20 protein-coding genes and 2 pseudogenes are annotated in these 21,806 nt (G+C 46.1%); 16 read left to right on the top strand and 6 right to left on the bottom strand.

Annotated features, from left to right (window positions below):
- Nucleotides 1-13: 13 nt before the first annotated feature.
- From NF543_RS25495 to NF543_RS07660, 11 genes and pseudogenes are all read left to right on the top strand, one after another.
- Nucleotides 14-158 (top strand): annotated as a pseudogene (locus NF543_RS25495) (RHS repeat-associated core domain-containing protein); the annotation flags it as partial.
- Nucleotides 159-836: 678 nt separating this feature from the next.
- The gene (locus NF543_RS07615; RefSeq protein WP_257667522.1) at nt 837-1,178 is read left to right on the top strand and encodes a hypothetical protein; all 342 of its coding nucleotides are present in this window, start codon (nt 837-839) and stop codon (nt 1,176-1,178) included.
- A gap of 153 nt (nt 1,179-1,331) precedes the next feature.
- On the top strand, nt 1,332-1,751 hold the full coding sequence (locus NF543_RS07620) for a DUF6896 domain-containing protein (protein ID WP_257667523.1): 420 nt from the start codon (nt 1,332-1,334) through the stop codon (nt 1,749-1,751).
- Between the two features lie 27 nt (nt 1,752-1,778).
- The gene (locus tag NF543_RS07625) at nt 1,779-2,393 is read left to right on the top strand and encodes a hypothetical protein (RefSeq protein ID WP_257667524.1); all 615 of its coding nucleotides are present in this window, start codon (nt 1,779-1,781) and stop codon (nt 2,391-2,393) included.
- Nucleotides 2,393-2,575: a hypothetical protein gene (locus tag NF543_RS07630; RefSeq protein ID WP_257957453.1), complete on the top strand. Its 183-nt coding sequence runs from the start codon at nt 2,393-2,395 to the stop codon at nt 2,573-2,575. The genes NF543_RS07625 and NF543_RS07630 overlap by 1 nt, the downstream gene beginning before the upstream one ends.
- 32 nt (nt 2,576-2,607) lie before the next feature.
- Complete coding sequence (locus tag NF543_RS07635; protein ID WP_257667526.1) at nt 2,608-3,072, top strand: hypothetical protein; 465 nt, start codon at nt 2,608-2,610, stop codon at nt 3,070-3,072.
- Between the two features lie 26 nt (nt 3,073-3,098).
- Nucleotides 3,099-3,398, top strand: a pseudogene (locus NF543_RS07640) (RHS repeat domain-containing protein); the annotation flags it as partial.
- Nucleotides 3,373-3,810, top strand: a complete 438-nt coding sequence (locus tag NF543_RS07645; protein ID WP_257667527.1) for a hypothetical protein — start codon at nt 3,373-3,375, stop codon at nt 3,808-3,810. The pseudogene NF543_RS07640 and the gene NF543_RS07645, both read left to right, overlap by 26 nt.
- 44 nt (nt 3,811-3,854) lie before the next feature.
- Nucleotides 3,855-4,277, top strand: coding sequence for a PM0498 family protein (locus NF543_RS07650; protein WP_505560197.1), 423 nt, complete (start codon nt 3,855-3,857; stop codon nt 4,275-4,277).
- A gap of 173 nt (nt 4,278-4,450) precedes the next feature.
- Nucleotides 4,451-5,077, top strand: coding sequence for a hypothetical protein (locus NF543_RS07655; protein ID WP_257667529.1), 627 nt, complete (start codon nt 4,451-4,453; stop codon nt 5,075-5,077).
- A gap of 111 nt (nt 5,078-5,188) precedes the next feature.
- Nucleotides 5,189-6,049, top strand: a complete 861-nt coding sequence (locus NF543_RS07660; protein WP_257667530.1) for a HEPN domain-containing protein — start codon at nt 5,189-5,191, stop codon at nt 6,047-6,049.
- Nucleotides 6,050-6,669: 620 nt separating this feature from the next.
- Here the strand turns inward: NF543_RS07660 and NF543_RS07665 are convergent.
- Nucleotides 6,670-6,843 carry a hypothetical protein gene (locus NF543_RS07665; protein ID WP_257667531.1) on the bottom strand — a complete coding sequence of 58 codons (174 nt, stop codon included), beginning with the start codon at nt 6,841-6,843 and terminating at the stop codon, nt 6,670-6,672.
- Between the two features lie 161 nt (nt 6,844-7,004).
- Between NF543_RS07665 and NF543_RS07670 the strand changes: the two genes are divergently transcribed.
- The 3 genes from NF543_RS07670 to NF543_RS07680 all read left to right on the top strand — a co-directional run bounded on the left by NF543_RS07670 (nt 7,005) and on the right by NF543_RS07680 (nt 13,926).
- Nucleotides 7,005-7,742 (top strand): RluA family pseudouridine synthase, encoded by a 738-nt coding sequence (locus NF543_RS07670; protein ID WP_257667532.1) that lies wholly within the window; start codon nt 7,005-7,007, stop codon nt 7,740-7,742.
- A 497-nt stretch (nt 7,743-8,239) separates the two neighbouring features.
- Nucleotides 8,240-12,622 carry a CusA/CzcA family heavy metal efflux RND transporter gene (locus NF543_RS07675; protein WP_257667533.1) on the top strand — a complete coding sequence of 1,461 codons (4,383 nt, stop codon included), beginning with the start codon at nt 8,240-8,242 and terminating at the stop codon, nt 12,620-12,622.
- Between the two features lie 8 nt (nt 12,623-12,630).
- Complete coding sequence (locus tag NF543_RS07680; RefSeq protein WP_257667534.1) at nt 12,631-13,926, top strand: efflux RND transporter periplasmic adaptor subunit; 1,296 nt, start codon at nt 12,631-12,633, stop codon at nt 13,924-13,926.
- On the opposite strand, the gene NF543_RS07685 is transcribed toward NF543_RS07680, so the two are convergent.
- From NF543_RS07685 to purN, 3 genes are all read right to left on the bottom strand, one after another.
- A complete protein-coding gene (locus tag NF543_RS07685; RefSeq protein ID WP_257667535.1) occupies nt 13,923-14,813 on the bottom strand; it encodes a DUF72 domain-containing protein in 891 nt (296 codons plus the stop codon). The genes NF543_RS07680 and NF543_RS07685 overlap by 4 nt on opposite strands.
- A gap of 108 nt (nt 14,814-14,921) precedes the next feature.
- Nucleotides 14,922-16,448, bottom strand: coding sequence for a bifunctional phosphoribosylaminoimidazolecarboxamide formyltransferase/IMP cyclohydrolase (purH, locus tag NF543_RS07690; protein WP_257667536.1), 1,527 nt, complete (start codon nt 16,446-16,448; stop codon nt 14,922-14,924).
- A 70-nt stretch (nt 16,449-16,518) separates the two neighbouring features.
- Entirely contained in the window at nt 16,519-17,091 is a 573-nt protein-coding gene (purN, locus tag NF543_RS07695) for a phosphoribosylglycinamide formyltransferase (protein WP_257667537.1), read from the bottom strand.
- 423 nt (nt 17,092-17,514) lie between these two features.
- On the opposite strand from purN, the gene asnB reads away from it, so the two are divergent.
- A complete protein-coding gene (asnB, locus tag NF543_RS07700) occupies nt 17,515-19,206 on the top strand; it encodes an asparagine synthase B (RefSeq protein WP_257667538.1) in 1,692 nt (563 codons plus the stop codon).
- A 75-nt stretch (nt 19,207-19,281) separates the two neighbouring features.
- Here the strand turns inward: asnB and NF543_RS07705 are convergent, their stop codons facing one another.
- Nucleotides 19,282-20,019: a 3-keto-disaccharide hydrolase gene (locus tag NF543_RS07705; RefSeq protein WP_257667539.1), complete on the bottom strand. Its 738-nt coding sequence runs from the start codon at nt 20,017-20,019 to the stop codon at nt 19,282-19,284.
- Nucleotides 20,020-20,038: 19 nt separating this feature from the next.
- Entirely contained in the window at nt 20,039-21,211 is a 1,173-nt protein-coding gene (locus NF543_RS07710) for an acyl-CoA dehydrogenase family protein (protein WP_257667540.1), read from the bottom strand.
- Nucleotides 21,212-21,384: 173 nt separating this feature from the next.
- Between NF543_RS07710 and folB the strand changes: the two genes are divergently transcribed.
- On the top strand, nt 21,385-21,750 hold the full coding sequence (folB, locus tag NF543_RS07715) for a dihydroneopterin aldolase (protein ID WP_257667541.1): 366 nt from the start codon (nt 21,385-21,387) through the stop codon (nt 21,748-21,750).
- Nucleotides 21,751-21,806 lie beyond the last annotated feature (56 nt).

Consider the following 21,806-nt stretch of genomic DNA (forward strand, 5'->3'; position numbering starts at 1 on the left):
TATTTTTAAGTCATACGACTATGGCGCGAGGTTCTATGATCCGGTGATAGGCAGGTGGGGAACTGTGGATCCACTGGCGGAAAGCATGAGAAGGTATTCGCCGTACGCTTATACCTTTGATAACCCAGTACGTTTCATCGATCCGGATGGGATGAGAGCATGGGATTTCAACAATGACGACGACGATCCATGGAAGAAATGGAGGGAGATACTGGAATCGTTCGGCTTCAAATTGACCAATAGTGGTGTTGAGCAGTCGAACGATCCGGCAGTCCAAGAAGAGCACTCAAATATGCGTAAAGCGGCTGGGCAAGTGGGAAAAACGATTGAGGCGGGTTATGAAGCACAGAAGGACGTGCTAACTTGGATTCCTGGGACAGAGGTGATATATGATGTATTAGAGTACTCAAATGGAAAGCTGACCCTTGAAGAAGCAATAGAGAGAGGGGGGGTTAATGCATTGCTTGGGATAACTGGAGGTAATCTTTCTAAAAACGGTATAAAACTCTTAGGAACGACGGGGCAAAACTTACTGAATTCAGTTGAGAACCCAAAACTTAAAAATCTAGTCAAGGATCTCTTTAGGCCGACGGCGCAAATAGGAAGCGGTAGTTCAATGGATGCTTTTAGGGTTGAGCAATTAACTGGTGGGACAGTTGGGGGTAAATCTCACCATACGAAACTTTTGAACTATAGAACGGCACTTCAAAAAGTTTGGAGCAATCGGGCAAACTTGTCTCCTTCGGATAAACAAATTACTAAACAACTTTTACAAGATATTCAAAATGCACTTTCAGGTTATTAAAGATGAGTATTACAACAGATTGATAACAGAGTTGAAGAAACAAATTCCTCAATTTACGTCCGTATTTGACGATGAGGATGGGGTTTATCCTATCTTGGGAGAGTTTGGTCGATTTCTGTTGGATAATATAGATAATGAAGTGATTGCTAGTAAATCATTTCATTATATAAATCGTGCAATAGAATTGGGGGGAAATGAAACCGAGGATGTTATTGTTATGCAGATTTTCCATCCTATTTATAGTGATAAATCACACATAAGCAAGGTGAAGGATTACTTGTCAGGAAAAGCGCTAAAGGTTTTTTTAGAGTTTGAAAACAGGTATGATGAAAGGCCAACCAAAGATGATGACGGTGCGCCGCCGGAAAAATAGAACGGGTACTATAAATTCGGCTGCATCGAGCCCGTCAATGCCGTTGAGCGTTTCCGCGGTCTTCCGGTCGAATGCGGGCCTGTCGGTCTCGACCCAGATGTATTAGTGCACCCATTGACGCCATTTTTTATGGTTGTCGATAGTTAAAAGGATATGGTTTCTGATTGGATCCCGTTTGTGGTAATCGATTATCTTGAGTTTATCGAAGGTTTTGAAAAACTCCTTAAAAATGGAGGTATGGATCACAATGATCTCCGCGGACAAAATGACAAGGCAACAATTGGGGGTTATAGATATTTTTATCATGGAGGAGGTTGTAAGCTTGAAAAGGATGGTGTTGTCTGTGAATTTGACTATTTACCGGAAAATGGCAATCCGATAAAATTCAGTACTTGGAAGTTCGGCGAATATATTAGGACAAATCCCAAATGGAATAATTTTTCATACGATACGGAATTGATTCATAAAGAGTTGAATAGGTTGGTAGAGCTTAAAAAGTTATTCTATTTAAAAGAGTTTGGCGTGGTATATCCTGTTTTTCAAGTTAATGATAAGATCTTATTGGTAGAGTAGTAAACCGATATCTAATTTTAGACAAGAATGAACAAGGTTCATCCTGCGATCGGAAGGTGGGGAGTTATTGACCCACTTGCGGAGCAGATGCGGAGGCACAGCCCGTATAACTACGCGTTCAATAACCCGATGCGGTTCATTGACCCGGATGGGATGTGGGCTATGCCGCCCTCGACTCACACCGATCAGTGGGGCAATGTATTGGCTATATATGACGATGGAGATTTGGGTGTTTACAAGCACGATGATGCAACGTCAAAAGATGATATTGATAAAAGGCGAAAATCAACCGGGACCACTTCCGGGTGTGGTAAGCGTATGGGTGAAACTTGGACACCTTTTGGTTTTGCTGACTTTGAACATTTCCAAAAAAATGGAGTTGCTGCGGATGGTTCGGTTAAGGTAGGGGACCAAGCGAGAATAGACTTTGATTCGGACTGGGCGTTTTATGAAGTCAGGGAATCCTTTCAAAGAATCCGTCTGCATACGAGTATTCCACGAAGGCGGGAGGGTATGGCGATTGGGATATCAAGCGGAATTCCCCAGGTGGGTACTATTATGGATCCAAACTATATGGGCGATATGCGTCAGCTAGGGATGCCGGTAATTTTGCCGCAGGTGCAGTGGCTGAACGGTCGATGATGCCTAATTTAATTCTGGATTATGGATTTGGCCTGTACAATCAATCGAATAACCGTAAGGGTGTTGCAGCGATAATGGGTGGGTTGGACTATTATATGGGAGCAGTACAACCAATAACGGGTTTTGGCATACTGAACTACCGTGCCAACTACGGAGAGAACGTTTGTCAAGACATGGAATAGAAGCGGGAAAGCGGTATATAAGGAGGTAGTCGATGAAAAGTATAATTGGTTTAATTGTAGCGGCGCTTACGCTTTGTGTCGGATGTACGGATAATCTGATTGTGTATACGTACAAAGGAACGAGCGTTACACGGAAGGATATCGGTGCCACCACGTACCTTTATTATGGGGATTATTCCAAAGGGAAGTATCCGAATTCGTATGTTAAAATCACTTACAGCGGGTTCAATAATGGTTTGCTTGCACACCTGATTTTCAATTCGGACAGTTCCGTTGAAATAAGACGAGGGAACGGCTACTTCGATTTTAAAAGAAATAAGACGGAAAAGCTATTCGCCAAAGAAATCGAGAACCCGGATAATATCAGATGGCATGACAGTATAAAAGGCAGGTTTGACGATGTCGTATTTCTCACAGATGTTTTATCACTTGAACGGAGCGAAAATACGAAAAATAAATCCAAAGTTACGGCTCGATATATAAAGGAGAAAAAATGAATCTGGGTTAGCAGTACGACTACGGCGCGAGGCTGTATGACCCGGTGATCGGGAGGTGGGGAACGGTGGATCCGCTTGCTGAAAAGATGCGGACTTGGTCACCTTATACATATGCGTTCAACAATCCGGTAAGGTTCATCGACCCGGATGGGATGATGGCGTGGGATTTCAACGATGGCGACGATCCGTGGGAGAAGTGGCGTAGGATTTTGGCGATGTTCGGCCTCAATCTGCCGGGCACAGGGAATAAGCCCTCAGAGGATCCCGAAATTTTGTCAGAACAGGAAGATAGCCGGGCGAGTGCAAAAGGTTGGCGCGGATATTAAAAAGCTGTATGATGCGCAGAAGGAGGCCGTGACTTGGATTCCCGGTACGGAGTTGATATACGATGCACTTGAATATTCAAATGGGCAGTTGACCCTAGGGGAGGCGATGGAGAGGGGAACAGTTAATGCGGTTCTTGGCATGGCTGGGGGGAATTTGGTTAAAAAAGGAACTCAATTAGTCAGTAAAACGATTTGGAAAGGCAAAGGCAAAGCACGAATAGATGTAGAAAACCCTAATCCGGCAAGTAGGCCGCGCCAAGTTCACTATCAGGATAATGATGGGAATAAGTATATTTATGATCCCTCTACCGGATTATTTAAGGATGCACCAGATAGAGTAAACAAGTTGCTAAATGATTCTGATTTCAAAAAAGGAATCGAGAAGGGGCTGCGGTACTTAGGATTTGATTAGCAACCAATGATTTTTCATTCAAAATGATAGTTTGTAACTTAAAAATGCTCGAATTGTTGATAGGTAGCTTAGCCTATGGGAAGAAACTTAGTAAAATTTTAATTGCTCTCTTAGAAGAAGGTTTTATAGTGGAAAATGGGGGTTATTTTCTTGAAGTCTTATTAAAGGCACAAAAACATATAGGCGGAAAGGATTTTATTGATAATACAGGATATGAATGCTTTATAAATTCTTTACATATAGATGATTATATTGATGATGATTTATTTGTTCAGTCCCTTCTTTTCGTACGAGAATTGAGCAGCAAATGGAGAGAGTTTAATACAGAAGAAACTTTGGAAATAATATTGAGCCAGACTGATTTTGGATTCAATATAAAGTTTCATGTGGTCCGCATTGGAGAAGAGTATGTAAATAAACCTAAACTAAATGATTTTAGGGAAGCTGTATTGATTCTTCAAAATTAATCCCCAACATGACGTATACGTGTTGCGTATGCCGCTATTTCCAAGTCCGGCGCAAGTGTTAAGCGCAGTGTCATCGTCTCTTGGATTGTCAAAGGCACAGGCCAGGCCACCATACAAAGCCTTTACGCACGTAAGACCCGAGCAAGGGTCATTCGTTTATTGGTAGGTGGGGTGTGCAGGACAAGTATGCCGAAGTTTACAACCAGGTTTCACCCTACCAATATGCGCTGAACAACCTGATCAGGCTGATAGATAAGGGCGGCAAGTTCATCGTGGACAAGGATGGACGGATTGTTGCCAAGCCTATGTTAAATTCTGATGGGACGATAGAAACGCATGAAATTAACCAGCGCATGGGAACATACCATGTCACTACAAAATACGAGAAATACACCATTTATACCAATGCGGGCACACCTGTGGAAGCGTGGAAACGGGTTAGTGAAAAGGTTATCGATGGAGAAGGTAGGACGGTGAACGCTGCAAGCGTGGGAATTTCGATGGAAAGCAATTGTTACGGGTATGTACTGACATCTGGATATTTCTATTTGCCGTTCTTTGATGGTAAACATGAAGATGCGGATTTGGCAAAGGCTGATGAGTTTTTGACGCAGGTGCTGGCGGAAGAGGGTATTAATGTGGATTGGTCCGGTGACGGATCGCCGCTTTCGGCAAGCATTGCAGATGGATTTGTGGAAACCAGTAGTGGTCAAAAAGAAAGAAAATATCAGCATATTGCGGATTTCAGATTCAAATTTAGGGTAAAATATAGGGACTGTAGGAGAAACCGCGTTGATTAGATTTTCTTGTCGGACCAACCAATATATTCCTTGGAGTGGTTAACGCTATCACATTGATAATATCAGTCCGGTTTTTAGCATGTAGTGGTTAAAAGTTTCTATTTTTACCGGATGAACCCCTTATCCCATTTACCCGAATCCAAACAACATGAAATCGCCAGAATTCTTGAAATCATCAAGGAGGTGGCGAAGCCTGAGAAGGTCATCCTGTTCGGCAGCCATGCGTCGGACAAGTGGGTGGAAGACGAGTACGTGGAAGACGGTGTGCGTTACAGCTACATCAGTGACTACGACTTCCTGGTGGTTATCAAGAAAAGCGAGGGACAGGAGAAGGAACATGCCATCATCAGCCATATTGAGAACCGCACCGGCCACGTTAAGAATGTAGTGAGTCCCATTGTACATGATGTCGACTACATCAATGAGGGATTGCGTCTTGGGCAGTATTTCTTTACGGAAATCATACATAGAGGCATCCTGCTTTACGACACGGGCAACTACCGATTCACCGAACCTGCTAAACTTACCCTACAGGAAAAAAGAGACAAAGCACAGGGCTATTTTGAGCTTTGGTTTCCAAGAGGCCGAGGCTTTTTAAAGGGAGCCAAGTTTTACTTGGAGGAAATTGATTTTAGGTTGTCCGCGTTTTCCCTGCATCAAGCAACCGAATGTTTTTACAGCACCGCGTTGTTGGTATTCACGGGCTACAAACCCAAGACCCATAACCTACAAAAGCTACGCAATTATGCCAAGCACATTTCGGTGGAGCTATACGCTGTCTTCCACACACCCGCGCTGGATGACCAGGAGCGCCACCTCTTTGACCTGCTCAAGCGTGGGTATGTCGAGGCCCGGTATAAGCCGGATTACGGTATTACCGCAGAGGAATTGCGGATACTCATCGGCACAGTGACACGGATGCAGGATGTGGTGGGTCGGATATGCAGGGAGAAGATCGGGAAGATATGTTAAGTAATGCCTAATCTGACGAGTTTTAGTCTGTTTTGGGTCGCCTAGAACCGTTTGGAAATGCCCAGCTACCGTTTGGAAAAGGCTTGAAGTGATACGGTTCTGGTGCTTCGGCGTATGCCGGCGGGTTATTTCCGTACGGAAATGGCGCATTTCCGTATGGTGTTGGTCTGGAACCGTATGGTTAAGGTGCCCGGTGGATACCCGTGGGTTATTTCCGTACGGAAATGGCGCATTTCCGTATGGTTTTGGTCTGGAACCGTATGGTTAAGGTGCCCGGTGGATACCCGTGGGTTATTTCCGTACGGAAATGGAGCGTTTCCGTATGGTTTTAGGTTGTAACCGTACGGTGAAGGCGCTGCGGCGTTTGGTTATATGCCTCCGGCATACGGTTTTGGAGCATTTCCGTATGTCAATGACCCGGAACCGTTTTATTCCAGAGTCCCGGCATACGGTAATACCTTCCCGGCGTACGGTTACCGTATATTTCCATACGCCTATGGCTTGGAATAGGATGGTTATAGCGCTCCGCCATACGGTTTTACACCCGCGGTGTTTGGTAATACCCCATTGCCGTACGCCTTTAACCCGAAACCGTTTTATGCTGCCTTACTACCGTATGGTTAGCCCCATTTCCCGTACGGTTTGGCATATTTTCCGTACGGTTTGACGCCGTATACAAACGGTTCCGGCCCATTTCCAAACGCCGCAGCCCCAGCAAAAGGTTCAGCGTTAAGAATTTTCAGCAACATTTCTCGCTTACTTTTATTACGTAATTCAATGGTAATCCGTTCCATGATGTAATCTTACTTACCATAAAGTTACGAAATCATTTACCTGTCTGATGCAATCCAGGGGCGGGATGATTTGTATGGTGCCGTGTTAAATTTGGTTTTATCGGAAATAGACAAGGCATTCCCTCAATTTTAGCCTAAATCTCCGTACTTTTGCCCACGATATGCTTGAAGATCGTACGTTGAAACCACCGAAGTTTGACGATTTGATCATCCATGAGGATGACAATCTCATCGTAATCAATAAACCCCCGTTCTTGGCATCCTTGGACGAACGAGAAGGCGGAGAGGCCAGTGTACTCCGTTTAGCAAAAAAATACCATGCCGATGCACAGGTATGCCACCGGCTTGATAAGGAAACCTCAGGTCTGCTCCTTATCGCCAAAAATCCGGAGACTTACCGACTGGTATCCATCGAATTTGAACGCCGAAGGGTATCCAAAATATACCATGCCATTATTGAGGGAACCCATGTCTTCGAGGATCTCTTAGTGGATTTCTCGATCCTTAACCTTGGTAACAAGAACGTCACCATTGACCGGGCCAATGGCAAACGCGCTGAAACCTATTTCAAGTCGCTACACTATTTCAAGCAATATACCTTGGTGGAATGCCGACCTGTAACCGGTCGGATGCATCAAATCCGCATACACTTGGCCACACAACGTGCAGCCATCGTGGGCGATACGCTTTACAAGGGTAAGCCCATTTACCTCTCACAAATCAAAAAGAGGGGTTTCACCTTGGGTAAAGGGCAGGAAGAGCAACCCATCATCAGGCGATTTGCGCTCCATGCACGTGAACTTCGTTTTACGATTAATGGCAAGGATTATCATTTCGAAGCACCTTATCCTAAGGATTTTGCGACACTGCTACGGCAATTGGAGAAGTTTGACAACTGATCCAAGAATCCAAGTTTTTCAACGATTTTGTTAAAAAAATGTATCTTTGCTGCGTGAAGCTTCTAAGAATCACATGCTTTCTATACATCACTGCAGTGTCATTCTTCCCCTGCAATGATACATTGGTTGTATATGGGGTTGTTCACATAACCTATATCGCGCCAGCGGAAGATTCACACAATCATTTCCACGATTTGTGTGGGCCATTTTGTGTTTGTCCCTGTTGTGGGACTACATTGACATCGAATTTCAATCTACATCATGCAGTAAGTCCGGTTTATTTCCCCATAAATTCGGTAAAAATGGGCGTTGATAGCACCAATCACATTCCCAACTCTTATTGTGACGATATTTGGCAACCCCCCAAGTTGACGGCTTAATTTTTCAATTTTTCCATGTTTTTCCGTAGTGTAGGTCGATTCCGATAGGGACGTCCCGTCGTTTTCGCTTACCTGAGAGCAAGAATTGATTGCCAACGAATTAATCCGTTAAACAAAATGTTAAATTACATCATTAAGTTCAGCATCAAGAACAAGTTTATCATTGGCTTGATGACACTCATACTCATCATATGGGGGGCATGGAGTGCAACCAAGCTGCCCATAGACGCCGTACCCGACATTACGAATAACCAAGTACAGATCATTACGCGCTGTCCGACACTTGCGGGGCAGGAAGTTGAACAGTTGGTTACATTTCCCATTGAACAAAGCATTGCTAATGTGCCCAATTTGGAAGAAACACGAAGCATTTCCCGCTTTGGATTGTCTGTCATCACAGCGGTATTCCAAGAGGACGTCGACATCTATTTTGCCCGCCAGCTCATCAATGAACGGCTCCAAGAAGCTGTGGAGCAAATCCCTGAAGGCATCGGGATACCTGAGCTCGCCCCGGTAAGCACGGGATTGGGAGAGGTGTACCAATATATCGTGCATCCCAAACCCGGTAGCGAAGACAAGTATTCGGCCATGGACCTGCGTACGATGCAAGACTGGATCGTGGCTCGTCAGCTAAGAGGAACGCCGGGTGTCGCAGAAATCAACAGTCTTGGGGGGCAACTCAAGCAATATGAAGTGGCGGTCAATCCGGATGAGCTGAAAGCCATGGATGTAAGTATTCCTGACATCTTTTCGGCATTGGAAGAGAATAACCAGAATACAGGGGGCGCTTATATCGACAAGAAGCCTAATGCATATTTCATCAGGGGTATTGGATTGGTCAATTCACTGGAAGACATTGGGGATATTATGGTTAAGAGCAACCCCGGCAGTGTGCCAGTTTACATCAAAGATATAGCCAAGGTTCGTTTTGGGAATGCCGTCAGATATGGGGCGCTTACCTATAATGGTGAAGTGGAGGTCGTAGGGGGCGTGGTGATGATGCTCAAAGACGAGAACAGTAATGAGGTGGTACAACGCGTTAAGCAGAAAATCCCCACGATCCAACAATCGTTGCCCGAAGACGTGATTATCGAACCTTACCTAGACAGAACCGACCTGGTTGGCCGGGCTATGGGAACCGTGCAAACAAACCTGATTGAGGGGGCCTTGATCGTTATTTTTGTACTGGTTATTTTCTTAGGAAATTTTCGTGCGGGTCTCATCGTTGCCTCCGCAATCCCTTTAGCGATGCTATTTGCCTTGGGGATGATGCGCGTGTTCGGGGTTAGCGCAAATTTGATGAGTCTCGGGGCCATTGACTTCGGGTTGATTGTGGATGGTGCCGTTATCGTCGTGGAGGCTACGCTGCACCATTTGGGCTTACGGAAATCCACAGGCAAACTCACACAAAGTGAGATGGATGAGGAGGTATTCGTTTCCGCCTCGAAGATCCGGACCAGTGCGGCTTTCGGTGAGATCATCATCCTCATTGTGTATATCCCTATTTTGACGCTGGTGGGTATCGAGGGTAAAATGTTTCGCCCGATGGCCATGACAGTCGGGTTTGCCATATTTGGCGCGCTCATCCTATCGCTCACCTATATTCCCATGATGTGCGCCCTCTTTCTACCCAAGAAGATAAATGGAAAGGCGAAATTTTCTGACCGGATGATTGCCTATCTGCAACGTATTTACCAGCCATTGCTGCAAAAGGCCATCCGTATCAAATATATCCTTATATGCAGCACCGTCGCCGTATTTGCCTTTTCGCTGTTTCTTTTTTCAAGAATGGGGGGCGAATTCATCCCAAACCTGGAAGAAGGCGACTTTGCCTTCCACTGCATCCTTCCACAGGGAACATCGCTGAGCCAAAGCATCGAAACGTCGATGCAGGCTTCGCGAATCATCAAAAGTTTCGACGAGGTGAAAATGATGGTGGGTAAAACAGGTGCCGCAGAAGTACCCACGGATCCAATGCCTCCAGAGGCAACGGATATGATGATCATCCTGAAGCCCCGGGATGAATGGCCGGAGAAGAAGAGCTATAAACAGCTATCGGACGAAATCTTGGAAAAACTGGCCATTATACCGGGCGTATTTTTTGAGGCCAACCAGCCGATTCAGATGCGTTTCAACGAATTGATGACAGGCGTACGGCAAGATGTGGCCGTAAAGATATTCGGTGAAAACCTTGACTCGTTATTAGTGTATGCCAATCGGTTTGCAAACCTGATTCGAGGGGTCCGGGGTGTCACCGAACCACAAATTGAACGGATAGCGGGCCTACCACAAATCAATGTCGAATATGATCGTACGCGAATAGCCAATTACGGTTTGAACGTCAGGGAACTCAATGATATCTTGAGCATGGCGTTCGCGGGGAAGACCGCTGGACAGGTCTTTGAGAATGAACGCCGGTTTGATTTGGTTGTCCGATTGGACAGCACATACAGAACCTCCATTGAGGATGTAAGCAACCTGTGGGTACCACTTCCTTCGGGCAACCAGGTGCCGCTTTCGCAGCTTGCCGACGTTTCATATAAGGTAGGCCCAGCACAAATCAGCAGGGAAGATGGAAAACGGCGGATTGTCATTGGGTTTAACCTCACCGGACGGGATGTGGCCAGTGTGGTACGTGAAATACAGAGAAAATTTGAACAACAGGACAAACTTCCAACAGGCTACTATTATACCTTTGGTGGTATGTTCGAAAACCTGCAAGAGGCCTCAGCGCGCCTCATGGTTGCTGTACCTGTGTCCTTGCTGTTGATTTTTATGTTGCTATATTTTACGTTTCACTCCTTCAAGCAGGCCGCCCTTATTTTTACGGCCATACCCATGAGTGCCATCGGCGGGGTGTTTGCCTTGCTTTTACGCGACATGCCTTTCAGTATTTCGGCAGGCATCGGATTCATTGCCTTGTTTGGGGTGGCGGTGTTGAATGGCATTGTGCTCATCGGAACATTCAACCAATTGAAAAAGGACGGATGGGACGATGCGGTGAAGCGGGTCATCGAAGGGACGAAAATCCGGTTGAGACCAGTACTATTGACGGCTACGGTGGCCAGTTTGGGTTTCCTGCCCATGGCACTAAGCACTTCGGCAGGGGCAGAAGTGCAGCGGCCGCTGGCGACCGTAGTGATAGGTGGGTTGGTTACCGCTACATTCCTCACCTTATTTGTGCTGCCATCGCTATATCTGTTGCTCCATACCAAAACCAAACGGGGAAATATCAACCCGGCGAAAGGGGCACTGCCTTTGATTGTGGCCTTGGTACTCATGGGGCTTCCTTCACAATTTTCGCTTGCCCAGGAAAGGGATAGCATGGGGGAACTGACTATCGAAGAGGCCATCTCAATGGCCGTATCCAACAATAGGGGGGTCATGTCGGAAGACCTGGAAATCAAAGCTTCGGAAAGCAGGAAAAGGACGGCATTCGAATTGCCCAAAACGGAAATCAGCGGACAATATGGCCATTTCAACGGCCTGGAAAAAGACAATGCGTTCCAATTGTCGCAGACCATTCCCTTTCCGGGCTTGTTCGGCGCACGGAGCAAGTTGCTGCAGGCAGCGGTGGAAGCCAGCCAAATACGGCGCGAAATCACCATAAACGAATTGAAGAACCAGGTAAGGACCTATTTTTACCAGATCCAGTATTTGCAGCATAACCAACTCAAGTTAGCCCATCTGGACAGCTTATTTGTTGATTTCGTCAAGGCGGCTTCCATCCGCCATAAAACTGGCGAGACCAGCCAATTGGAAGTAAGCACCGCAAAAACGAAAAGAGGGGAGATCAATTTGCTATTGGACGAAAACGAGACGCTACTGCGGAATGCCTACAACAGCCTCCATGCATTGCTGAATACCGATGCCGATTTTTCTGTCACTTCAACAGCGACGTACGAGCCCTTGAAAGTAAGCACGCTGGTGGATAGCGCTGCGATAACCACACACCCCATTGTCCGGGGATTGTATCAGGAGGCGCTCGTTGCCGAACAAAGCAAGAACGTGGAAAAAGCACAAGCCCTACCCGATATAACAGTGGGTTACACCAGCCAGTCATTGGTGGGCTCCTATATGGTCGACAACCAAGAGCGTTATTATGGGCGCGACAAGCGCTTCAACTTCGTCAATGCGGGTATCGCCATCCCCCTCACGCTGGGCGCCACGAAGGGACGTATCCGCGCGCTGGACTATCAAAAGCAGGCAGCAGAAGCCAGGGGCCAACAACAACAGCGGGTGCTGCGCGCTGAATTGCAGAATGCAATGGAACAATACGAACTGCACATGCAGCGGTACAATTATTTTTTGAACCAGGCCTTGCCCAATGCCGCACAAATCATAGCAGCCGCCCAGCTGGGATACCGCACGGGCGAAATCACCTATGTGGAATACCTATACGCGCTGCAAACCTCCACGGATATTGAGCTGGCCTACCTCAACGCTGTCCAACAACTTAACCAGGCAGTCATCGATATTAACTTCTTAATCAATAAATAACAAACGCAATGAAAACCAACAAAATTATAGTTAGCCATTATCAATGGATTGTTGTAGGGGTTGTTTTTATTTCCTTCTTTATCTTCAGCGCGTGCAGCAGCCATTCGGAAAATGATGGCCATAGCCACGGTAAAAACGAAACGGCATCCAATGACGAAAGCGGGCATGAGGAAAATTCGACCATCGCGACACTTACGGCAGATCAAATGCAATCCATCAAGCTATCATTGGGAGAGATTGAGCAAAAGGAGCTAACAGCAACCATCAAGGCCAATGGCAGGTTAAAGGTTCCCAATGCCAATAAGGCCAGCATCACTGCACTTTATGGGGGAGTCATCAAAACACTCCGTGTGGATGTAGGTACATCCGTGAAAAAAGGGTCGGTTATCGCCACCATTGTGCATCCACAGTTTATCCAGCTTCAAGAAGAATACCTGACCATCAGCAGCAGGATAGTCTTTGCTGAGCAGGAACGGAAACGCCAGCAAGAGCTGAATGAGGGCAATGTAGGGGCGTTGAAAAACCTCCAAAATGTGGAATCCGAACTCAAGGCACAACGTGCCCGCAAAGCTTCGCTCTTTCAACAGCTCCGCCTGATGGGTATCGATCCGAGCACCGTTAGTCCCGATAACCTTAAAACCGAACTGGCCATCACCAGTCCGATAAGCGGAACCGTCAGCCGTATCTTTACCAATCTGGGAAGCTATGTGGATGTGTCTACGCCAATGGCGGAAATTGTTGAAAACCATCAATTACATTTGGATTTGAATGTCTTTGAGAAGGATTTACCCCTCCTGAAAATTGGGCAAAACATCCACTTCATGCTAACCAATATCCCAAGCAAAACGTATGATGCCAGCATATTCGGTATCGGCGCGACATTTGAGGGCAATAGCAAAACCATACCCGTGCACTGCTATGTAAATGGTGATAAAAGCGATCTCATTGACGGCATGAACATCACCGCAACCATCAGCCTTGACAAAACATTGTCAACAGCCGTCCCAAACGGAGCCATCGTGGACGAAGGGGATAACGCTTATATTTTCGTCGTTACGGATAAATCTCCGGAAAATCACCATCATGCAGACGGCCATGACCATGCAGAAGGAGGGGAGGTAGAGCATGCCGCCGCCAGTGGTTCCATGAATTTCGAGCGAATAGAAGTGGCGAAAGGGGTTTCGGAAATGGGCTACACGGCCATTACACCAGCCGTTGTAATACCGGAAGGCACAAAAATAGTAACCAAGGGTGCATTTTTCATCAAAGCGGTCTTATCTGGTTCGACGGGGCATTCACATTAAGGGGAATTCTTTGGCGCTTGCAAGTCTACAGGCCCCTTTACTTGCAAGCCCAAATCCCTGTTCAGTTTATCCACGAAATACGTGGATAACAGCGGGGATTCCACTTCGATGTTTTGGTGGACGAAAAAGTAAAGCGATTGCAATCCCGCGTCCCGCCATTCCGAGATGCGGGTGATCCAATCGTCCAATCGCTTGTAATCTGTGGGGTGGTTGGCGCCCACATAACGCACGAAAGCCGAGGGCGTAGTAAGCCGCATGTGCAGCATGTCGCGACGACCAGCAGTATCCACCAGCACATTCGCCACCTGCTGTTCTTCCAATAGTTGGTAAAGCGATACCCTAACAGATTCGTCCGAAAACCATTCCGAATTCCGAACCTCCACGGCCAATGGTATGGATTTGGCGAATTTCTTCACGAAAGTAGCCAACCTATCAAAGTCTTTGGGCTTGAAATTGTCGTGTAGTTGGAGGAAACTCACCCCCAATTTTTCTTCGAATAGCGTAATCGCGTCAGCGAACGCAGTCATTTTCTCATCCACATTCAGCAAACGTCCGTAGTGGCTGATGGATTGAGGCACCTTTGGGAAAAATTTGAAATCAGCGGGGGTTTTGCTTTTCCAAGTTTCCACCTGCTGCTTGTCTGGCGAATTATAAAAGGTGCCATTCAATTCGATACTGTTAAACTGGGTAGCATAATAAACCAATTCGTCCTTAGTGCCCCGTGGATAGAACCCCTTGAGGTCTTGCTTGTTCCATTTGGCACAGCCCACAAATACTTCCAAATCCTTACGCATTTTATGCTTGCCCAGTAAAGCCGTTGTATCTGGGTGAGTAGGAGGTAAAGTGAAATCTATTGCTTCTGGATTGTCTACGCTTCCGAATTTCATAACGAGTTAGTTTATAATTGAACGCGGATAGCACGGATTAAGCAGATGACCGCAGAGATCGGTTTATCTGTGTAAATCCGTTAAACCAGTGTCATCCGCGTTCCATAATCAATGCTTAAAATGCCTTACGCCGGTAACACCCATCGCTACCTTCTTATTATTGGCCATTTCAACGGATTCCTTATCACGGATGGATCCTCCGGGCTGTGTAATGGCTGTGATGCCGGCTTCCGCTGCGATTTCCACACAATCTGGGAATGGGAAAAAGGCATCTGATGCCAAGACGGCCCCACGTAGATCGAAACCAAATGACTTGGCCTTTTGAATAGCTTGGCGCAGGGCATCTACTCGCGATGTTTGTCCGACACCGCTGGCCGATAGTTGGCCGTCTTTGACCAACACAATGGCGTTCGATTTCGTGTGTTTGACGATTTTATTTGCAAAAAACAGATCCTCGAACTCTTTTTCGGTGGGCACCATGGTTGTAACAACCTCCATATTGTCCGACCCTTCTATTACCAAGTCTTTGTCTTGCTCAATGATGCCGTTCAATAACGTCTTGAATTGTTTTTCAGGCAACTTAATAGCTTTTCTCTTCAGTAATATCCTGTTTTTCTTGCTGGTGAGTATACGAAGTGCAGTTTCGCTGTAGTCCGGTGCGATGAGTACTTCAAAGAAAAGCTTGTTGATTTCAGCGGCAGTTGCGTCGTCTACTTGTCCATTGCAAATGAGCACACCCCCAAAAGCGGAAACTGGATCGCAGGCCAACGCATCTTGCCACGCCGAATGCAAATCCGGCCGAGAGGCCACACCACATGCGTTGGTATGCTTTAGGATGGCAAATGTAGGACTGTCAAACTCATCGATGAGTGCCACGGCAGCATCGATATCTACCAGATTATTGTAGGATAGCTCCTTGCCATTCAATTTGTCGAACAATTCATTCAAATTACCATAAAAGATACCTGCCTGATGAGGGTTTTCGCCATACCGGAGTACCTGTGCATGTTGCTCACTTCGTTTGAATACCTGTAAAGGCTCTTCCCGGTTGAAATAATTAAATATGGCCGAATCATAGTGGGAAGATACGTTGAACGCTCGTTTGGCAAATTCCTTGCGGTGCTGCAAAAACGTATAACCTTCATTTTCGGCGAGGGTGTCGGCAAGGAGTTTATAGTCTTCTTTGGATGAAATGATGACCACATCATTGTGATTCTTGGCTGCGGCGCGAATAAGCGCTATGCCCCCGATATCGATTTTCTCGATGATGTCTTGCTCTAATGCTCCCGAAGACACGGTTTCTTCGAAAGGATAAAGGTCTACAATGACCAAATCGATTTCGGGTATTTCATACTCCTGTAACTGTACCTTATCTGCTTCTAATGGACGGCGGGATAGAATGCCACCAAAAACCTTTGGATGTAATGTTTTGACCCTGCCACCCAATATGGACGGGTATCCAGTAAGATCTTCCACCGGAACCACAGCATGGCCAAGTTCGCGGATAAATGTTTCTGTGCCACCTGTGGAATAGAAGGTGACCCCATATTTATTTAATAAATGGATTAGTGGGGCAAGGTCGTCTTTGTAGTAGACAGAAACCAATGCATTTTTTATCTTAACGGGATGGCTCATTCGCTATTTATTTATGAACCGCAAAGGTAATATTTTATGGGTGAGCAACCAACCGCTAAGTCATATCGCATTACATCTTTTTCAGTAGATTTTCTACGACCTTTGGATAGTGGAGATGCTCGAGTTGTTGCCCCTTGAATTTAACTATTTCTATACTATCTCCGGGCTCAATCCGGAAGCGGGCTTGATAAATGACTTCTCCTTCATCAAAGTGCTCATTGACAAAATGGATGGTGATGCCCGATTCTTCCTCCTTGGCATCCAAAATGGCTTGGTGCACACGATCACCATACATGCCTTTACCTCCATATGCAGGTAGAAGGGCTGGATGGATGTTGATGATTTTGTTGGGATATTTTTGTAGCAGGTTTTTGGGTACCAACAAAATAAAACCGGCCAGGACAATTATGTCTATATTGAGTTTATCTAGTACGTTAACGATTGTATCCGTGTGATAAAATTCGTGTTTATCAAAAACATGTGTAGGTACTTCGAAATTGTCCGCGCGTTGTAACACATAGGCATCCGGATTATTGCTCAATACAAGCGCCACTTCGGCATGGTCATGGTACTTGAAATATTCCATTATCTTTTGGGCGTTTGAGCCAGAGCCTGAAGCAAAAATAGCGATTCGTTTCTTCACGTACTTTTCTAATTATCCTGTGTTTCTCTTAGATTGCATCCAAACTTAGATAAATTGCGTGATATATGCAATTGTTCAGCATAGGTCTGCGACAAAAATCCGCTTTCGCTCACGTCCGCCAGCCAGCGGATTGCGCCTTAAAAATTCATTTCACGCGAAGATGAAAAGGGAGCCACTTCGAAGCTTCGCGACTTTGCGAGAAAGTGAAAAACGTTAGCGCATGCAGAAAAATCAATGAACACCAGCATCTAATTATATTAAAAATGTGATATTATATTGAATGTTTCGTTGATATAATTTCTTTGTTTTTGTTGTTTTTTTGAAAAAATCGTTAGAAAAATAAGATTTTGTTGCGAATATCAATATTTAATTCGTTACTTTGCGTTGATTATAGCTATGACTAACATTTAATTGTATTAATATATGTGTGGAATTATTGGTGCTTTTGACTTGAAGGTAAAGTCAGAAGAATTGCGTCCCCAAGTGTTAAAGATGTCGAAGAAGATTCGTCATCGCGGACCAGATTGGTCAGGGATATATAGTGCTGGTGGCGCTATCTTGGCGCATGAACGTTTAGCGATTGTTGATCCTAAGTCTGGCCAGCAGCCATTGTATAGTGCAAACGGCAATGTGGTGCTTGCGGTAAATGGTGAGATTTATAACCACCAACAGTTGCGAAATCAGTTACCTGATTATCAATTTTCCACGCAAAGCGATTGTGAGGTAATATTGGCTTTATACGAGCAAAAAGGGGCTTCCTTTATCGAAGATCTCAATGGTATCTTTGCTTTTGCCTTGTATGATATTGAACACGACACTTATTTGATTGCCCGTGACCACATGGGGATCGTCCCGCTCTATATTGGATGGAATGACTTGGGAAGCGTTTTCGTCGCTTCCGAAATGAAGTCGCTCGAAGGATATTGCAGCCGTATCGAGACCTTTCCTCCCGGGCATTATATGTATAGTAAGGAAAGTGCCAAACCCCAAAAATGGTATTCACGGGATTGGGAACACTATGAAAATGTGGAAGCCCAAGTTTCGGATATGGCTGTGCTCCGTAAGGGACTGGAAGATGCCGTGCATCGCCAGCTCATGTCTGATGTGCCCTATGGTGTGTTGTTATCCGGTGGATTGGATTCATCCGTTATTGCTGCGGTCACCAAGAAATTCGCCTCTCGTCGCGTTGAATCCAACGATCAGGAAAAGGCTTGGTATCCACGCCTGCACTCTTTTGCCGTGGGACTGAAAGGTTCACCTGATTTGATAGCCGCCAAGAAGGCAGCCGACCATATCGGCACCATACATCATGAAATTAATTTTACGATCCAAGAGGGGCTAGATGCCATCCGCGATGTAATCTATCATTTGGAAACCTATGACGTAACCACCATCCGGGCATCTACGCCGATGTACCTGCTTGCCCGCGTAATCAAATCGATGGGGATCAAGATGGTGCTTTCTGGTGAGGGCTCAGATGAGCTGTTTGGTGGATACCTGTATTTCCATAAGGCACCCAACGCAAAAGAATTCCATGAGGAGACCGTCCGTAAATTGAGCAAATTGCACCTCTACGATTGCTTGCGGGCTAACAAATCGTTGGCTGCGTGGGGTGTGGAGGGACGCGTACCCTTTCTGGATAAGGAATTTATAGACATCGCCATGCGACTGAACCCGTCCGATAAAATGATTACGGGAGGCCGGATGGAGAAATGGATTGTGCGGAAAGCTTTTGAGGATTATCTGCCGGAAAGTATTGCTTGGCGGCAAAAAGAACAGTTTTCTGATGGTGTGGGTTATAGCTGGATTGATACATTGAAGGAACAAGCCAAGCAGAAGGTCAGTGACGAGGCATTGGCCACAGCGGCAACGCGTTTCCCCATCAATCCACCCCAAAACAAAGAGGAATACCTCTATCGATCTATCTTTGCCGAACATTTCCCTTCGGATGCTGCTTCGTTGACCGTGCCATCGGTCAAATCTGTGGCCTGCAGCACCCCTGAGGCGCTGGCATGGGATGCGTCTTTCCAAAATGTGAACGACCCATCCGGACGCGCTGTGTCTACCGTGCACAACGAAAGCTACGAGAAAGCGATGGCAATTGTTAATGGTTGATTGTCAATTGTCAGTTTGTAATAAAAAGGCCGGAAAACGTAACGTTTTCCGGCCTTTTTAATTAATCATTGATCATTACAAAGGCCTAATCCATATATTCCTGAAACTTACGGGATTTCCATGGTCTTGCAGGATAATTGGGCCAGCCCCGTGTGCTTTATATTTGGGTATACCGATATATTCGGTTGGACCATCAAGCTCCACATTGTTTTGCACCAATACACCATTGTGGATAACGGTGACACGCGCCTTGCTGATCAGTATACCATCTGCGTTGAAACGCGGGGCTGTCCAGATGATGTCGTAGGTTTGCCATTCACCGGGAGGCTTAGTTGCATTGACCAGGGGAATACGTTGTTTGTAGAGGCTTGCCGCCTGGCCATTGGAATAGGTACGGTTGCCATAGCTGTCTAGTACCTGCACTTCATATAATCCTTGCATAAATATACCGCTATTCCCACGACCTTGGCCTTTGCCCACGATTTCCGTGGGGCTCTTCCACTCCACATGAAGCTGGTAATCCGTAAATTCTTGCTTGGTTTGGATATCGCCTTTCCCTTTTACCACGGTAAAGGCTCCTTCGGCCACTGTCCACTCGGCAGGGGAGGAGCCATCTTTCTTGCTCACCCATTGATCAAGCGAAGTGCCATCAAACAATGCGATGGCATCTGACGGGGCTTTGTCGGGGGAAGTGGTTACCGCGCGTGGTTCCGGTTCCCATACTTCGGTTTCTTCGGGTTTCATTTTGTTTTGCGCTAGGGCTGGAAGTGTCAACAAGACAAGCACTCCAGCAGAAATGGATGATTTATGCATGTTATATAACTATTAATTATCAATTGAATGCGTTGATGCCCGTGATGTCCATGCCGGTAATCAGCAGGTGAATATCATGCGTGCCTTCATAGGTCACCACGGATTCGAGATTCATCATGTGCCGCATGATGGGGTATTCTCCAGTGATGCCCATTGCTCCGAGCACTTGCCGGGCTTCTCGTGCCACATGGAGCGCGGTGGCTACGCTGTTGCGTTTGGCCATTGATATCTGGGCAGGCGAAGCGCGGTCCTCATTCTTGAGCGTAGCCAAACGCCATACCAATAACTGACCTTTGGTAATCTCAGTCAGCATTTCAGCCAACTTTTTCTGCTGCAACTGGAATCCACCTATTGGTTTTCCAAATTGTTCGCGTTCCTTGGCATAGCGCACCGCAGTGTCGTAACAATCCATAGCGGCACCGAGTGCACCCCAGGCAATGCCATAGCGAGCTTGGTTGAGGCAGCTGAGCGGGCCGCGCATACCTGCTACTCCTGGCAGGATGTTGGCTTTCGGCACTTTTACATTATCGAACACCAACTCGCCGGTGGCAGAGGCCCGCAGGCTCCATTTGTTATGTGTTTCCGGTGTGGAGAATCCTTCCATGCCGCGTTCCACAATCAACCCCTGTACGTTGCCCTCGGAATTTTTTGCCCATACAATTGCGATATCGGCAAATGGCGCATTAGATATCCACATCTTGGCTCCGTTAAGCACCACATGGTCGCCAGCATCTTTGAAATGAGCAAGCATACCGGTAGGGTTGGAGCCGTGATTGGGCTCCGTAAGCCCAAAGCATCCCATAAGTTCACCACTTGCCAATTTTGGCAAATACTTTTGCTTTTGCTCATCACTGCCAAAAGCATATATCGGATACATGACCAACGACCCTTGCACAGATGCGGTGGAGCGAATGCCGGAATCGCCACGTTCAAGTTCCTGCATCATGATACCATAGGCAAGATAATCCAGTCCGGCACCACCATGTTCCTCAGGTATGGTAGGGCCAAACAAGCCAAGTTGGGCCATCTCAGGCAATAGCTGGCTGGGGAATTCCGCTCGCTGTGCATAATCTTCGATGATGGGCAATAGTTCTTTGTTTACCCATTGACGCACACTATCACGGATGAGCCGGTGTTCTTCACTGATGAGTTCATCCAACAGGTAGTAGTCTGGCGCTTGGTATTGGCTCATATCTGTTTATTGGTGTTTTATACGGCAAAAACGCGCACTTATATTCGTGTATCTTTGTGCACAAGTATACCAATAATATTTGGCAAGGAAAAGAGTAGAGGAGCATATGATTGCACAACTGCGCTGCGTTAAGTTATGGTCACGAATCAAAAAATATCAGTAGGTTTGCTGATATGGAGCACATTAGACAACAAGTGGCCCTTACCGATTTGCGTTTTTATGCTTTTCATGGCTATTATCCGGAGGAACAGGTGCTTGGTAATGAATTTGTGGTGGACATGAAGGTGGAATTTGATCGGGATGGAAGGGGGAGGGACGACCTGAACGACACCGTGAATTATGAAACATTACATCACATCGCTATGATGGAGATGAAAATTCCCAGAAAACTTTTGGAAACCGTCGCCGAAACCATGCTAAACCGTATCCGAAAAGGGTTTCCATTTGTCGATACCATAGAAGTAAAGATTTGCAAAACCCAGCCTCCATTTGGTGGCGACAAGGCTAACGCTTCCATTACACTGGTATGGAAGCGATAAATGCAAAAACAAGACATTTTGTCTTTAGTTTTTAGGGGATTAATGTCAAAAAGTCA

Origin of the sequence: Parapedobacter tibetensis, from assembly GCF_024704835.1 — a bacterium.
GTDB lineage: Bacteria > Bacteroidota > Bacteroidia > Sphingobacteriales > Sphingobacteriaceae > Parapedobacter > Parapedobacter tibetensis.

Coding starts and splice junctions, on each gene's coding strand:
- NF543_RS07620 (WP_257667523.1), top strand. CDS start 1,332: ATGGTTTCTGATTGGATCCCGTTTGTGGTAATCGATTATCTTGAGTTT.
- NF543_RS07625 (WP_257667524.1), top strand. CDS start 1,779: ATGAACAAGGTTCATCCTGCGATCGGAAGGTGGGGAGTTATTGACCCA.
- NF543_RS07630 (WP_257957453.1), top strand. CDS start 2,393: ATGCCTAATTTAATTCTGGATTATGGATTTGGCCTGTACAATCAATCG.
- NF543_RS07635 (WP_257667526.1), top strand. CDS start 2,608: ATGAAAAGTATAATTGGTTTAATTGTAGCGGCGCTTACGCTTTGTGTC.
- NF543_RS07650 (WP_505560197.1), top strand. CDS start 3,855: ATGCTCGAATTGTTGATAGGTAGCTTAGCCTATGGGAAGAAACTTAGT.
- NF543_RS07660 (WP_257667530.1), top strand. CDS start 5,189: ATGAACCCCTTATCCCATTTACCCGAATCCAAACAACATGAAATCGCC.
- NF543_RS07665 (WP_257667531.1), bottom strand. CDS start 6,843: ATGGAACGGATTACCATTGAATTACGTAATAAAAGTAAGCGAGAAATG.
- NF543_RS07670 (WP_257667532.1), top strand. CDS start 7,005: ATGCTTGAAGATCGTACGTTGAAACCACCGAAGTTTGACGATTTGATC.
- NF543_RS07675 (WP_257667533.1), top strand. CDS start 8,240: ATGTTAAATTACATCATTAAGTTCAGCATCAAGAACAAGTTTATCATT.
- NF543_RS07680 (WP_257667534.1), top strand. CDS start 12,631: ATGAAAACCAACAAAATTATAGTTAGCCATTATCAATGGATTGTTGTA.
- NF543_RS07685 (WP_257667535.1), bottom strand. CDS start 14,813: ATGAAATTCGGAAGCGTAGACAATCCAGAAGCAATAGATTTCACTTTA.
- purH (WP_257667536.1), bottom strand. CDS start 16,448: ATGAGCCATCCCGTTAAGATAAAAAATGCATTGGTTTCTGTCTACTAC.
- asnB (WP_257667538.1), top strand. CDS start 17,515: ATGTGTGGAATTATTGGTGCTTTTGACTTGAAGGTAAAGTCAGAAGAA.
- NF543_RS07705 (WP_257667539.1), bottom strand. CDS start 20,019: ATGCATAAATCATCCATTTCTGCTGGAGTGCTTGTCTTGTTGACACTT.
- NF543_RS07710 (WP_257667540.1), bottom strand. CDS start 21,211: ATGAGCCAATACCAAGCGCCAGACTACTACCTGTTGGATGAACTCATC.
- folB (WP_257667541.1), top strand. CDS start 21,385: ATGGAGCACATTAGACAACAAGTGGCCCTTACCGATTTGCGTTTTTAT.